A 12,637-nucleotide genomic window follows, 5' to 3' on the forward strand; every position below is an offset into this window, starting at 1 on the left:
TTCGGTGTTTGTAAACGATTAGGGTTATGTGCGTTAGGTACGTGATGCATAAACGTGACTTGCGACATGTTTGGAGAGAAAAGTGGCGAATCCGTGCCGATTCGTTCGCTCGGAGACGAGGTGAGTGTCTGATGGTCCACAAGAAAGAAGAACAGAAGGCCGACTGTTACGGCGACGAGGTGCGAGAACACATCCTCGAGTTCGCCGAAAACGGCGGCTACGAGGCGATTCCGGAAGACGAACGCGGGACGTGGTTCACCCGGTTCAAGTTCTGGGGCCTGTTCCACCAGCGCAGCGGCCAGGAATCGTACTTCATGATGCGGTTGACCAACGCCAGCGGCATTCTCGAGCCGGGTCAACTACGCGTCATCGGCGAGGTCGCCCGCGACTACGCGACGGGGCCGGTCGAAAACCCCGAGTTCGGTAACGGCTGGATCGATCTAACGACCCGTCAGTCCGTCCAACTCCACTGGCTCAAACTCGAGGACGTCCCCGAGATTTGGGACAAGCTCGAGGCCGAAGGCGTCCACTCACGCTCGTCGGGCGGCGACACGATGCGGAACATTTCGGGATCGGCGCTCCACGGGAAAGTCGAGGAGTACGTCGAGTCCGGCCCGCTCCTCGAGCGCTTCGAGGAGGAGCTTCGCGGCGACGACGCGCTCGCCAATATGCCCCGGAAGTTCAACATCAGCGTGACCGGCTCGAAATCCGGCTGCGCGCAGGACTCGCTCAACGACATCGGCTTCGAGCCGGCCCGCAAGGAGATCGACGGCGAGACGGTCAAGGGCTTTAACGTGCGTATCGGCGGCGGTCTCGGCGGTCGCCAACCCCGCGCCGCGACGCCGCTCGACGTCTTCGTTCGTCCCGAGAACGCCTACGAGGTCGGCCGCGCCTTCGTCGAACTCTACCACGACGAGGGCGGTCGCACGAACCGCTCGAAGAACCGCGGTCGGTTCTTCGCCGAGGACTGGGGGATGGAGAAGATCCGCGAGACGATGCAGGCGGAGTACGTCGACTTCGAGATGCACCGCGCGGGCGAGGACTTCCGCGACGAGTACACGTACAACGCCGGCCGTCCCACCCGCGAGGGGAAACACGATCACGTCGGCGTCTACGACCAGAAACAGGACGGACTCAACTACGTCGGGCTGAGCGTGCCCGTCGGTCGTCTCCCCGCCGAAGACGCGATCGGACTCGCAGACCTGGCCGACGAGTACGGCTCCGGTGAACTGCGACTCACCCGCCGCCAGAACCCCGTCGTCGTCGACGTCCACGACGACGACCTCGACGACCTACTCGCCGAGCCGCTGCTGGAGGAGTATCCGCCCGAGCCGAGCGCGTTCGAGCGCGGTGCGATGGCCTGTACCGGGACGGAGTTCTGCTCGATCGCGCTCACCGAGACGAAGGGCCGAATGGCTCGGATGCTGCGCTGGTTCAACGCAAACGTCGAACTGCCCGACGACGTCGGCAAGATCAAGATGCACTACTCCGGCTGTACGGCCGACTGCGGGCAGGCGATGACCGCGGACATCGGTCTGCAGGGCATGCGCGCCCGGAAGGACGGCGAGATGGTCGAAGCGTTCGACATCGGCGTCGGCGGCGGCGTCGGCGAGAACCCGTCGTTCGTCGAGTGGATCCAACAGCGCGTCCCCGCTGACGAGGCCCCCGGCGCGATCCGAAACCTGCTCGAGGCGTTCGCGGCCCACCGCGAGGACGGGCAGACGTTCCGTCAGTGGGTCGAGGCGGTCGGCACGGAACAGCTCGTCGAGTTCTGTGAACCCGAGGAGACCGACTTCGAGGCGCCGTACATGAACGACGCGAAGCAGTCGTGGTACCCCTTCGCGGAGAGCGAGTCCGCGGCCGCCGCGATGGGCGAGGGATCCGCCGCGCCGTCCGACGACTAACTGACACTATTTTCGTCGACTCGCGTCATCGCTGTCGCTCTGGTGCAGCGATTCTAACGCTGTTGCTCGCTGATTCAGTACGTCGATACGGCGGTCGCTATTCCGTGCGAGTAACGTCTCCGCTGAAAATCGGGTGTTCTCGTCTCCGGTTCGCAACTGCCAGCGCCGTCTCGGATTACCGCGAGAGTTTGCTGACGAGTCGCTCGAGGGCGGTCGTGAACCCGAGCGTCGGGGTTCCGGGCATGTAGACTGGGACGTCGGACTGTTCGGTAGGTTCGGCGACCGTCGGCTCGGCTGGGTCTCTCGTGCTCATACACCTACTTGGTGCCGGAGGTATTTACGTTTTCGCAAATTTACTTTCTGAACAAGCAATCATCAATCGTTAACGAGTAATATTCGCACGGTATTCGGTATATTGGTACACCGACACGCGGTCGCTTCCCGTCGGTGGCGGCGATGGCTGATCGCTCTCGCCGCGAGACGATTCGTCGTCCGATCGAGGCGGGTAGAACCGAAGCGCGACCGAACCGCGCTCGCTCGCTACCGGTGCTCGCGGGTTCGCTGGTGGGCGTACTCGAGGGCGTCCTCGAGCGATCCCGGGCCGTCGTAGCTCGCCGAAAAGAGGTCCATGAACTGGGTTGCGATCCGATCGCAGCGGTTGAAGGTGAGTACGGTTCTGACACGGATCGTTTCGGAGAGGTCGAGACCGGGATAGGTCGTCGCGGTCAGGGCGTAGCCAGGGTGGTCCTCGCCGTCGAGCGAGGCCGGCGCGACCTTCAGGCGCAGGTCACCGGATTCGTGGCGATAGGTCCGATACTGCATTTCCCGGTCGATGTCGGCCGGGGTGTACGTCCGACACTCTTCCGTGTTCCACTCGAGCGGCACGTCAGCGTCCATCATCCAATGGTACCCATTCTAGTGCTACGTCCGTATCGAAATGCGCAATATTCCCGGACGTTAGTGTAAAAAGTCCACTACTGATGGGTTCTCCACGGAGAAGACGGTTATATTCTGGAGGAGTGTTGGACGAAAGCGCGCCATTCCGTACGATGTCGAAATCCCAACCGAGATCGGTGACGGAATCGGGGCCGAACGCTCACGAGTGCGGACAGATCTGCGGGTGAGAAATCGGTGGCTCGGGGGCCGGTCAATCGTCGGTTTGTGACTCCGCGGCGAAGACGTCGTCGACGAGTGGCTCGTCCGTCGCGGAGTCGTCCTCGCTGTCGGCGGTGTCGGTCGCCGGACTTACGCTCCCAGTTCGGTAGCCGTGGAGGTCGAGCGTCACGTGGTCGAACCCGAGCCCTTCGAGTTCGTCGCGGACCGTTTCGACGAACTCCACCTGGAGCGCCCGCTCGAGTTCGTCGGGAGCGACCTCGATACGCGCGAGGCCGTCGTGGTCACGGACGCGGAACTGGTCGAAGCCCCACTGGCGGAGCAGCGCTTCGGCGCGCTCGACGCGAGTGAGTCGTTCCTCGGTGACTTCGAGCCCCGTCGGAATACGCGAGGAGAGACAGGCCATCGAGGGTTTGTCCGCGACCGACAGCCCGTACCGCTCGGCGATCGCGCGCACCTCGCCTTTCGAGATGTCGTGTGCCAGCAGCGGCGAGTGAACCTCGAGTTCGTCGACCGCCTGGAGTCCGGGCCGGTGGCCCGCGCCGGGGTCGTCCGCGTTCGTCCCGTCACAGACGGTCTCGATGTCGAACTCGCGGGCCGTCTCGAGCATCTCACCCAGTCGCATCGTTCGGCAGTGATAGCAGCGATCGTCGTCGTTCTCGACGAACGCGTCGCTCTCGAGTTCGGAGAAGGCGACGATCTCGTGACGGATGCCGATCTCCTCGGCGACCCGTCTGGCGTCCTCGAGTTCGGCCTCGGGGAGCGTCTCGCTGCGGGCGGTACAGGCGACCGCGTTCTCGCCGAGGGCGTCGTGGGCGAGTGCGGCCACCACGCTCGAGTCGACGCCGCCGGAGAAGGCGATCAACACGCCGTCGCGCTCTGCGAGGTCGGCACGGGCGGCCTCCAGTTTCGCCTCGACCGTTGTCATGCCCCGTCGTTCGTACTGAACGGGCAAAAGCACGTTGTCGTCGCGGTGTCGAAACGGCAACGTCTCTCAGACGTCCTGCTCGTGAACTCGATCGAGAAGTCCGGACTCCGGAACGTCGACGACGCCCGCGGCGTCCAGCACCGCCTGAAACTCGGCCGACTCGAAGTACGCGAGCGCCTCCTCGAGACGGTCGTCCTCGATCTCCTGGATGACGAGTAGCGTCGTCGGATCGGCGCGCTTACGGAACACCTGCGTCCCGAGGGAGCCGTGGGCCGCACGCGCGTCGGCGTTCTCCTCGTGGTGGGTCTCCCACGTCTCGTAGTCCTCGATCACGTGTTCGGCGTAGAGGTAGACCATCGTCCCGTGTCACTACGGCCACCGGACACAAAAGGTCGGCTCGAGGCGCGGTACTCACTCGGTCGGTGTCGCCCGCGTCTGATCTCACTCGCGTCTGCTCGACCCGCCGATAGCCGCCTCGAGTGCGTCGCGAGCCGCGGCCGGCACCTCGTCGCCGGCCATTCGTTCGTCGAGTCGCCAGCGACGCTCGAGGACGACCGCCCCATCGGTTTCGTGGTAGCCGTCGAATCGATCCCAGGGGCGAAAGGAGGTGGCTACGGTGCCCGACTCGATGTATCGCAGGCCGTGCTCACAGGCCTCGTACGTTCGGTGTCGACGGACGCTGATCTGCAGGATGACGATCCCCGCGACGGCGCCACTCAGGAAAAACGAGGGGAGACCGTACAGCACCGCGGCGAACGCGCCGACACTGCCGACCACGAGCGCGACCGTTCCGGCGTGCATCCATCGTCGCCGCCGCGGGTCCCGATTCGCGACCCAGCGCGCGCGGACGTCCCCCGCGGCTCGATCCGCGTAGACCCTGTTTCCGAGGATCCAGAGCGCCAGCCCGACCGCCATCAGTCCGACTAGCGGGAACAGCACGGACAGCGAGACGTCGACGGCGCCGACGGTCTCGTCGACGAGTATCAGTCCGATTCCCGGGACCATCGCGGCAAACATCGGTACCGCGAGCAGCCGACGATGCCCGAACGCGACCCACAGCTCCGGACGCCCGCCGAGTGCGAGTGCGACGGCTACCGCGAGGAGCCAGAAGCCGACGGAGCGTCCGGTTCCGTCGACACCCGCGACCGCTCCGGCGAGGTATCCGAGGAGACCGACGTAGACGCCGGCCGCCATCGACGGTCCGTCGACGAACGATCGGCTCTCAGTCGAGCGCATTGGTACGGTAGCCATACAGTTCGATTACTATACACGTTTCGAACGGATCGTCTCGAGCGACCCGTACACTGCACGCCGGACTGTTAAGTCACCGTTCGTGGTAGAAGGCGGCCCGAGAACACTATGTCGCTATCCAATCGATTACGACGGTTACGGTCGACGGGCGAGTCCAAGGAGGGTCCCAGAGCGATGGCCGAACAGTCGCGGGCGGAGCACGCGACCTACGCGGCGATCCGCGGACTGCAGGCGGGGTTCGTGGCGACGATCATCATGACGGCCTTTCGGCTGCCGATCCTGCGGTCGCTGCCGCCGTCGGCGAACTTCTACTCGCAGTACGTCTCCGGCGGCGATCCGGAGGACCACCCGATCGCCGGGCTGCTCTTGCACTTCGTCTACGGCATTCAGGCGGGGGCCCTCTTCGGGGGACTGTTCGCGTTACAGGACGCCGAACGCTCGATCGAACCCGAACAGCGCGGCATCGTCTGGGGATCGATCTACGGAATGGCCCTCTCGGCTTTTGGTTCCCAGATCATGCTGAAGGAGGTGCTGGACATTCGACTCGACGCCGACGAACTCGCCCTGTTCCACGCCGGCCACCTCGTCTACGGGCTCTCGCTCGGCGCGTGGGTCGGCTCCCGAACCGAGGGCGTCGAGGACCCGGAGGAGGAGTACGAGTACGACGACGGTAACTGAGTTCACAACTCACCGTTGTAGCTCGTGGCCGTTCTAGCATTTTATCACCCCCGATTACCAACGATTAGCAGTCGTATTACGATGTCCCGATTCGGGTCATAACAACCTGTAAACCCCGCAGGCGATGGCTTTTCGATATGGAGATCGGAGTCGTTCTCGGCGTCATCGCGATCGGGTTCATTCACGGGGTGTTGCCGGACCACGGGTGGCCGATCGCGGCGACGTACGCGCTCAACAAACAGCGTCGCTGGCTCTACGGCTTCCTCGCGGCGCTGATCCTCGGGGTCGGTCACCTCGTCAGTAGCGTCGTCCTCGTACTGGCGTACTTCTGGTTCAGTTCCTTCGCCGATTTCGCGGACGGCCCGTGGCTCGGCGTCGTCGCCGGGATCTTGTTGATCCTGCTCGGCATCCACGAGTACCGTCACGGCGGCCACGGACTGGACGAGCACGAGCACGGTCACGACGGACACGACCACCCACACGAAGAACACGCACACGACGGGCGCAGCCATCACACCGACGGCGGGAGCGAGACGCACTCGGACCACGGGCACGCACCCAGTGCTCACGACAGCCACGGACACCACGATCACGACGACGACCGGGGGCTCCTCGAGCGCATCCGAAACGCCCTTCCGGGCGGTGGCAGTCACCAGCATCTCACGGAGGAACACGCAGAGCGCGGACTGTTCGCGCTCGGAACGACGGCGCTCCTGCTCGGTTTCGCCCACGAGGAGCCGATTCAGATTCTGGCGATCTGTAGCGGCGCCGGGACGGAGCTCTGTCTCGAGTTGATGCTGATCTACTCGCTGGCCGTCATCGTCGCGATCATCCTCCCGACGCTGCTGTTGATCGCGGGGTACGAACACCACCGCGAGCGCATCGAGCGATATACGCCCTACCTGCCGACGATCACGGCCGTCGTGTTGATCGGGATGGGACTGGCGTTCGTCGTCGGGTTCATCTGACGTGCGCCGTTCGTTCAGCGTGACTGCTACTCGGCCATCGGTAACGCAATCCCGTTTCGACTCGAGAGCGCGACATCGTTCTCTATAGTAGCCACTGAAAGTCAATGCGCACCTGATCGTACGATGGGAGCGCGGTTCGGAGCGAACATCGTGAGCGAGAACCGCGGAGATGCGGTCGGTGTGTAAATCGTTCCAGTTGTTACCATAGTTCGCACGCTACTGCTTACTGAGCGCCGGTCTTTCTATCGCAACCCGGTGACTTTCGCAACGGGATGCCGAATAGCAGGCGCGTATCGCTCACCGACTTTCGGTTCGTGACGGCAGGGGAGGGGACTCGTTTTCCCTTTCAAGCGCTTCATTTGCCGAAGCTTGTACCCGCGTTCCCAGTGAAGAACGAACGAAACCGGTAGCTGAGTTCGTCGGTGACAACGACGACCACGAACACGATCCCGAGGAGGACAATGACCCTGTCGTAGGCGAAGAAATCCAAATATCCTATGATGTAGTACCCGATACCTCCAGCACCGACGATTCCGATCGCGGCAGCGTGGCGAACGTTGTATTCGAACATGAATACCGCCTGGCTGATTACCGAATTGACAGCCTGAGGTAGAACCACGAAGCGAAGCACCTGGAACCGACTGGCACCCAAGGATCCTACCGCCTCCATAGGCTCATTATCAAGCCCTTCGAACGCCTCGTACTCGAGTTTCCCGACAAACCCGATCGTGTACAGACTAATCGCAAGGACGCCCGCCGGAGGTCCCGTACCGACGAGAATCACGAAGATGATCGCCCACAAAATGCTTGGAAGGACCCGGAGCCCCGCCAGGGACCACCTCGCAGGTACGTTCACGTACCACGGGAAGAGATTTCGACTGGCCAATAGACTCACAGGGAGACTCAGCGTGACCCCAATAAGCGTGCCCAGATACGCGATGTACAGCGTCTCCACGAGTCCGCGAAGCCCTACCTCGAGTACGCTCATATCTGGTGGAATGGCCGCGTCGAACAGGAACCCGAGACCCTCCGCACCCCCCGAAAAGTTCGTCTGATGAAGGTTCAACGCCAGGAAGCTCCACGCGGCCAACGAGAGGACTACGAATAAAAGGACCGTCCCAGTGCCCGTACCGAGGCGATCCCACAGAGAGGTGATGGTCTCAGGTGTTGCTCCCTTAGACATCGTTCTGTTGTGTATCCGGGTGGTTCGTGCTCGTGGGTTCGATACGCTCTTGGATGCCACCGTTCTCCAAGTGTAGAACCTGATCTGACATCGCTCGGGCGATGTCACGGTTGTGCTCCACAACGACCACGGCCATCCCCGTCCCTTCTTGCAGCTCGCAAAGACAGTTCACGATCGACCGCGCCGTCTCCTCGTCGAGTTCGGAGAGCATCTCGTCAGCCAAGAGCACGCGAGGTCGTTGAACGAAGGCTCGAGCGATAGCCACGCGTCGGCGTTGGCCACCGGAAAGTTCCGTGACGCGGCTTTGTTCCGTACCAGCGAGTCCGACATCCTCGATAGCAGCCCGCGCCTCCTGCTCGGCGTCTCGAGGGAACCGGCCGAGGAAACTCCTCACCGTGCCGAGATCGGAGAGCGTTCCGTGAAGCACGTTCTGGAGCACCGTACCACGCATCACGAGGCCTAAACTTTGCGGGATGTAACCCAGCGTGCCTCTCGGGGGAGTTTGCGGGAATGTTGTACCGAGGACGGTTGCTTCACCACCAAGGGGTTCGAGGATCCCGGCGAGGGTTTTCAGGAGCGTGCTCTTCCCGCACCCGCTTCGGCCAACGATCGCTACCGTGGTTGCTTCCTCGACTGTAACGGAGAGATTCTCGAGTACAGGCACCCCGTCGTAGCCAACGGATAGATCTCGACAGCGGATCGGGGGTGGTGAGGGTGCAGTCATTGCGGACAATTCGCAGGCTTCTTCAGATCCCTGGTGTTCTGGTACGTCTTCGTGAACTCTCCTTTCATCTCTTTACTCGACTAGGTGGTCCGCAATTCCAGGCAAGATTTCGATCAACTCGCCGTAGGCGCCGAGGTGCTCTTCCGACGTAGAGGGTTGCAGCTGGTATACACCCAGAACGTCCGCAAGGATCTCTTGGCCTTCCGCGCCGTCGTTGAGTTCGAGGAGCGCGTTTTGGAGCAGTTCTCTCTCGACGTCGGTCGCCTCCGGACTGGCCATGATCGGGTGGCTCGGCACGTCCGCGAATTCCTCCAAAACGTCGTATTCGTTCGTATTCAAGCACCAATCCTCTGCATCCTCTCCCCCGCAGTAATCCTCTGGCGTGCTCTTTCGCACGAAGGCCACGTCTCCGTGTCCCTCGGAGAGACATTGTAGCGCCCCAACATAGCCACCACCAACCACTGGATCACCGAAGAACTCTTCGACAGCATCTCGGATAGCCGTGACGTCGTCATCTTCCTCAAAGGAGACCAAACCTTCCTGGGCCAAATACGCTACCGGGATCAGCATCCCCGCCCCGGTCAAATCCCCCGTGTGGCAACTGTCCACGCCTTCGAGATCCTCGACCGTTTCGAGCCCGCTGTCGGAGTGGACCCAGGCAGCGGCCGTGTAGTAGGTTTGACCCGCCTCATCAGCTTCGACTGCGAGTGGCTCCAAACCATATTCTTGCCATCCAACCCAAGAGGGTCCCCCACTGAGATACGCGGCGTGTGCCTGTCCTGTAGCCAAGGCGCTGATCGCAGCACTGTCACCCTGAACGGGGTCTATTCTCGTAGGGACGCCGGTTTTGGATTCCACCCATTCAGCGAGGGGAGTGTAGTCTCGTTCGACATCGTCGGGGTCATCGCGCACCGTGGCCGCGAAGACGAACTCGTCGGCCACGTCTGAGTCGGAATTATCGCCACTATCGTCATCGCCGCCGAGACAACCAGCCAGCCCCAGTGAACCTGTTCCGACTACGGCTGTCAGAAGGGTTCGCCGCGAAGTATCGCTCAACCTCGATTCGCTATTAGATCTCATCACTGTATTTAGACGCACCTAAACTATATGTTTGCCCCATCAATTTTTAGAGAGAGCCTATATATCATTGTGCCGCAGATCGATCTAAAGATGCCGCTGAAGCAGCTATTTACTCGATTTGTGCTACTGGTTATGTAGGTTTACAGGAGTACCAAACCAACCGAGGTCTTCGTGCTGAGTTCAGCCGCTATAGTCAGCGCGCTGTTCTCCGCAAGTTTTGAATGGGTTACTGCTCGATCTGTTACACTGTTCGCCTAACTAATCGCGACTCTCACGAGCGACTCCGAACAACAAAACCGCACTCCCGTCCCGTTACACTTCGAGCGACTGCACGAGGCGGTCGACGTCCTCCTCGAGCAGACTCGCGTACTCCAGTCGCAGGTCGCGGGCGTCGCTCTTGGGGACGAACTGCCGGCCGTCGATCCGCGTCGAGATGGGGTGGTAGTCGTCGACGGAAAAGCCCATCCGATCGAGGTATCTCGTGACCTCGGTCGAGTCGAGTCCGTCGTGCATCGCGGCTTCGGCGAGGTCGCAGGCGGTGTCGAACTCGGGAAGACTGATGCCATCGTTCGTGACGTGACCGGTGTTTCTGGGATCGCTGTCGCGTTCGATCTCGACGGTCGTGTGGTGGAGTTGTTCCATCACGGACCGGAGTTCGTCGGTCAGTCGAAGCAACTGACTCGGCAGCGCGGCGTCCGGCGAGCGCCACTCGACCGTCGGCATCGCCTCCCGCAGGCGAACCGGCGTCCAGACGACGTCGTCCGGCGAGAAGTGTTCCTCGACGGCGCTTTCGTCGATCCCTTCCTCGAGGGCGGCCTGTTTGAACTCGTCGTAGCGACGCTCGAGGCGACGGTGCCACTCGCCGACGGTCTCGACGTAGTGCCAGAGCTGGCCGTGTTTGGGGAACTCCTCGTAGCTCTTCTTTCGATAGCAGTAGGCGCGGGCGCTGCTGGCGATCCGATTGCCCTGATAGTACGGCGAGGAGTTGACCAGTGCGAGTGCGGCGTCCAGCGCGATGAGCGCGTTGAGCTGGTCGGTGACGTTTCGCTTCTCGACGTGGATGTGCGTGCCGGCGCAGTACTTCGCGTAGTCGAAGTTCTCGCCGACGACTTCCTTCTGGATCCGGCCGCGTTCGTCGGGCCGTCGCTCGATTTCGTCGCTGTTGATCGGCGTCCCCAGCGGAACGAGTCGTTTGTCGACTCGCCGCGCTCTCGAGAGGACGTGGTCGAGTTCCTCGACGAACGTCCGCTGGAGTTCGTCGACCGTCTCACAGGGGGGCGTTTTCAGCTCGAACAGCGGCTCGACGAACTCGCGTTCGGTCTGGTCGGAGGTCTCCGCCAGCGCGCCCGGAGACGTGAGTTCGCCGTCGGTGTCGATCACCCAGTACTCGACTTCGATGCTCGTATTCATACTCGAGATGGAAATTGGTCGGCTATCGCGGTGTCTCAGCGGCTGCTCTCGTCACGGGTCAGTTGCACCATTCTGGCGTCGGAGCCGACGTCGCTACCGTCGGGTTTCGAACTAGTTGCACGCGTTTCGTTGAAGTGACGGTGCCTGCAGCAGCCTGCCGTTTCTCCCAGTCGGGACGTCGAGCTATCGACTCGGTCCGTGAGCGTCTCGGCTGTCAGCTACTGCCTGGCGTCGCTACGTATCGTCGGCGGCGACCGGTTCCAGCACCGATCGCTCGGTTTCGAGCGCTTCGAGCGCGTCGAGGGTGGCTCGCTCCTCCTCGAGAATCGCCTCGAGCGGCTCGACGACGTCCTCGCCGTAAGCGAGCCGTCCGGCGAGGGTGAGCAGCGACTCGTAGGCCCTGATCTCGAGTCGCTCCGACACGAGGGCAATCTCGAGGACGGTCGGAACGGACTCCGGTGACTCCTCGTGCTGTCGCCACGATTCCGCCACCCCGTCGGCGGTTCGCGTTCGACTCGCGTATGGCTGTCGGCCGAGCGTCTCGAAGAGGCCCTCGAGCCGGACGACGTGGTCTTCGGTCTGCTCGCGGTGGGTCGCGAGCCGGTCCGCGAGGTCGTCGTCCGACGTGTTCGACACCAGTTCGGCTAGCAGTTCGACCTGCGTCCGTTCGACGTAGTACGCGCGCTGGAGCTGATAGCCGAACAGATCCTCGAGCGTTTCGATGTTCATGGGTGGTCTCGGATTACGGTTGTTCACGCCGGGAGCGATCGAGCGATTCCCGCGGAGGCTCGGCCACCGGATGCGCATCGAGCAGCGTTTCCACGGCTTCGCCGTCGAGCACCGACTCGATCTCGGTCCGCACCTGTCGCTCGTCGTCGTAGCTGTCCTGCAGTGCCTCGACGACCGATGCGAAGTCGTCGGTCGCTTCGTCGTCGCCAGTTTGGGACGACTCCGACGCGTCACTGGCCTCGAGTTCGGTCGCCAGCGCCATCGTCGTCTCGTAGGCCGTACACTCGATCGCCTCGAGTTGCAGGACCGTCTGAATGTAGTACAGCGGCCGAATCGCGTCGTTCAGCACGACGTTGTTGAACGCCTCCTTGTCGGCGATCAGGCCGTCGAGTTGGGGGACGCGGCGAGTATCGGGGGCGACGCCGAGCGCGTCGAAGGCCCGTTCGATCCGCTCGAGGTGGCGTTCGCTCTCCTCGCGGTGGTCGTCGATCACGTACTGGAGCTGCTCGCGACACTCCAGCGCGCGCAGGTCGTCGAGCGAGTCGATCGAGACGTCGGTCGAGAGGGTTCGGAGCGCGGACTGTAACGTTCGCTCGATGTAGTACAGCCGCTCTAACTGAGCCGTGAGTGCGTCACGCGGGGTCGTCGTTGCGGTGCTCATGATGCGTG

14 protein-coding genes are annotated in these 12,637 nt (G+C 62.5%); 3 read left to right on the plus strand and 11 right to left on the minus strand.

What is annotated here, in order from left to right; translation table 11 throughout:
* The first annotated feature begins 131 nt into the window (after positions 1–131).
* On the plus strand, positions 132–1,904 hold the full coding sequence (locus BLT08_RS13180; RefSeq protein ID WP_090308021.1) for a nitrite/sulfite reductase: 1,773 nt from the start codon (positions 132–134) through the stop codon (positions 1,902–1,904).
* A 175-nt stretch (positions 1,905–2,079) separates the two neighbouring features.
* Here the strand turns inward: BLT08_RS13180 and BLT08_RS23040 are convergent, their stop codons facing one another.
* From BLT08_RS23040 to BLT08_RS13200, 5 genes are all read right to left on the minus strand, one after another.
* Positions 2,080–2,217, minus strand: coding sequence for a hypothetical protein (locus BLT08_RS23040; protein WP_175529313.1), 138 nt, complete (start codon positions 2,215–2,217; stop codon positions 2,080–2,082).
* A 227-nt stretch (positions 2,218–2,444) separates the two neighbouring features.
* Complete coding sequence (locus BLT08_RS13185; protein ID WP_090308026.1) at positions 2,445–2,801, minus strand: hypothetical protein; 357 nt, start codon at positions 2,799–2,801, stop codon at positions 2,445–2,447.
* A gap of 250 nt (positions 2,802–3,051) precedes the next feature.
* The gene (gene larE, locus BLT08_RS13190; protein ID WP_090309149.1) at positions 3,052–3,945 is read right to left on the minus strand and encodes an ATP-dependent sacrificial sulfur transferase LarE; all 894 of its coding nucleotides are present in this window, start codon (positions 3,943–3,945) and stop codon (positions 3,052–3,054) included.
* A gap of 66 nt (positions 3,946–4,011) precedes the next feature.
* Positions 4,012–4,302, minus strand: coding sequence for a cyclase (locus BLT08_RS13195; RefSeq protein ID WP_090308031.1), 291 nt, complete (start codon positions 4,300–4,302; stop codon positions 4,012–4,014).
* Between the two features lie 84 nt (positions 4,303–4,386).
* Positions 4,387–5,196, minus strand: coding sequence for a hypothetical protein (locus BLT08_RS13200; RefSeq protein ID WP_245724216.1), 810 nt, complete (start codon positions 5,194–5,196; stop codon positions 4,387–4,389).
* A gap of 108 nt (positions 5,197–5,304) precedes the next feature.
* Between BLT08_RS13200 and BLT08_RS13205 the strand changes: the two genes are divergently transcribed.
* Both BLT08_RS13205 and BLT08_RS13210 read left to right on the plus strand, forming a co-directional pair.
* Positions 5,305–5,874: a DUF6789 family protein gene (locus BLT08_RS13205; protein WP_090308043.1), complete on the plus strand. Its 570-nt coding sequence runs from the start codon at positions 5,305–5,307 to the stop codon at positions 5,872–5,874.
* Between the two features lie 137 nt (positions 5,875–6,011).
* The gene (locus tag BLT08_RS13210; RefSeq protein WP_090308047.1) at positions 6,012–6,842 is read left to right on the plus strand and encodes an ABC transporter permease; all 831 of its coding nucleotides are present in this window, start codon (positions 6,012–6,014) and stop codon (positions 6,840–6,842) included.
* 355 nt (positions 6,843–7,197) lie between these two features.
* Here the strand turns inward: BLT08_RS13210 and phnE are convergent, their stop codons facing one another.
* The 6 genes from phnE to BLT08_RS13240 all read right to left on the minus strand — a co-directional run bounded on the left by phnE (position 7,198) and on the right by BLT08_RS13240 (position 12,629).
* Positions 7,198–8,025, minus strand: a complete 828-nt coding sequence (phnE, locus tag BLT08_RS13215; protein ID WP_090308050.1) for a phosphonate ABC transporter, permease protein PhnE — start codon at positions 8,023–8,025, stop codon at positions 7,198–7,200.
* Positions 8,018–8,749, minus strand: coding sequence for a phosphonate ABC transporter ATP-binding protein (locus tag BLT08_RS13220; RefSeq protein WP_090308053.1), 732 nt, complete (start codon positions 8,747–8,749; stop codon positions 8,018–8,020). Before BLT08_RS13220 ends, phnE begins: the two co-directional genes overlap by 8 nt.
* A gap of 72 nt (positions 8,750–8,821) precedes the next feature.
* Entirely contained in the window at positions 8,822–9,691 is an 870-nt protein-coding gene (locus tag BLT08_RS13225) for a phosphate/phosphite/phosphonate ABC transporter substrate-binding protein (protein WP_175529314.1), read from the minus strand.
* Between the two features lie 450 nt (positions 9,692–10,141).
* On the minus strand, positions 10,142–11,239 hold the full coding sequence (locus BLT08_RS13230) for a glutamate-cysteine ligase family protein (protein ID WP_090308060.1): 1,098 nt from the start codon (positions 11,237–11,239) through the stop codon (positions 10,142–10,144).
* Between the two features lie 234 nt (positions 11,240–11,473).
* Entirely contained in the window at positions 11,474–11,968 is a 495-nt protein-coding gene (locus BLT08_RS13235; RefSeq protein WP_090308065.1) for a YciE/YciF ferroxidase family protein, read from the minus strand.
* Positions 11,969–11,981: 13 nt separating this feature from the next.
* Positions 11,982–12,629: a YciE/YciF ferroxidase family protein gene (locus tag BLT08_RS13240; RefSeq protein ID WP_090308070.1), complete on the minus strand. Its 648-nt coding sequence runs from the start codon at positions 12,627–12,629 to the stop codon at positions 11,982–11,984.
* Positions 12,630–12,637: the final 8 nt, after the last annotated feature.

The sequence above is a fragment of the Natronorubrum texcoconense genome (assembly GCF_900100335.1).
In the GTDB taxonomy this organism is placed as follows: Archaea; Halobacteriota; Halobacteria; order Halobacteriales; family Natrialbaceae; genus Natronorubrum; species Natronorubrum texcoconense.

Excerpts from the sequence above, each read along its gene's own strand:
- BLT08_RS13180 (WP_090308021.1), top strand. The coding sequence starts at position 132 with ATGGTCCACAAGAAAGAAGAACAGAAGGCCGACTGTTACGGCGACGAG.
- BLT08_RS23040 (WP_175529313.1), bottom strand. The coding sequence starts at position 2,217 with ATGAGCACGAGAGACCCAGCCGAGCCGACGGTCGCCGAACCTACCGAA.
- BLT08_RS13185 (WP_090308026.1), bottom strand. The coding sequence starts at position 2,801 with ATGGACGCTGACGTGCCGCTCGAGTGGAACACGGAAGAGTGTCGGACG.
- larE (WP_090309149.1), bottom strand. The coding sequence starts at position 3,945 with ATGACAACGGTCGAGGCGAAACTGGAGGCCGCCCGTGCCGACCTCGCA.
- BLT08_RS13195 (WP_090308031.1), bottom strand. The coding sequence starts at position 4,302 with ATGGTCTACCTCTACGCCGAACACGTGATCGAGGACTACGAGACGTGG.
- BLT08_RS13200 (WP_245724216.1), bottom strand. The coding sequence starts at position 5,196 with ATGGCTACCGTACCAATGCGCTCGACTGAGAGCCGATCGTTCGTCGAC.
- BLT08_RS13205 (WP_090308043.1), top strand. The coding sequence starts at position 5,305 with ATGTCGCTATCCAATCGATTACGACGGTTACGGTCGACGGGCGAGTCC.
- BLT08_RS13210 (WP_090308047.1), top strand. The coding sequence starts at position 6,012 with ATGGAGATCGGAGTCGTTCTCGGCGTCATCGCGATCGGGTTCATTCAC.
- phnE (WP_090308050.1), bottom strand. The coding sequence starts at position 8,025 with ATGTCTAAGGGAGCAACACCTGAGACCATCACCTCTCTGTGGGATCGC.
- BLT08_RS13220 (WP_090308053.1), bottom strand. The coding sequence starts at position 8,749 with ATGACTGCACCCTCACCACCCCCGATCCGCTGTCGAGATCTATCCGTT.
- BLT08_RS13230 (WP_090308060.1), bottom strand. The coding sequence starts at position 11,239 with ATGAATACGAGCATCGAAGTCGAGTACTGGGTGATCGACACCGACGGC.
- BLT08_RS13235 (WP_090308065.1), bottom strand. The coding sequence starts at position 11,968 with ATGAACATCGAAACGCTCGAGGATCTGTTCGGCTATCAGCTCCAGCGC.
- BLT08_RS13240 (WP_090308070.1), bottom strand. The coding sequence starts at position 12,629 with ATGAGCACCGCAACGACGACCCCGCGTGACGCACTCACGGCTCAGTTA.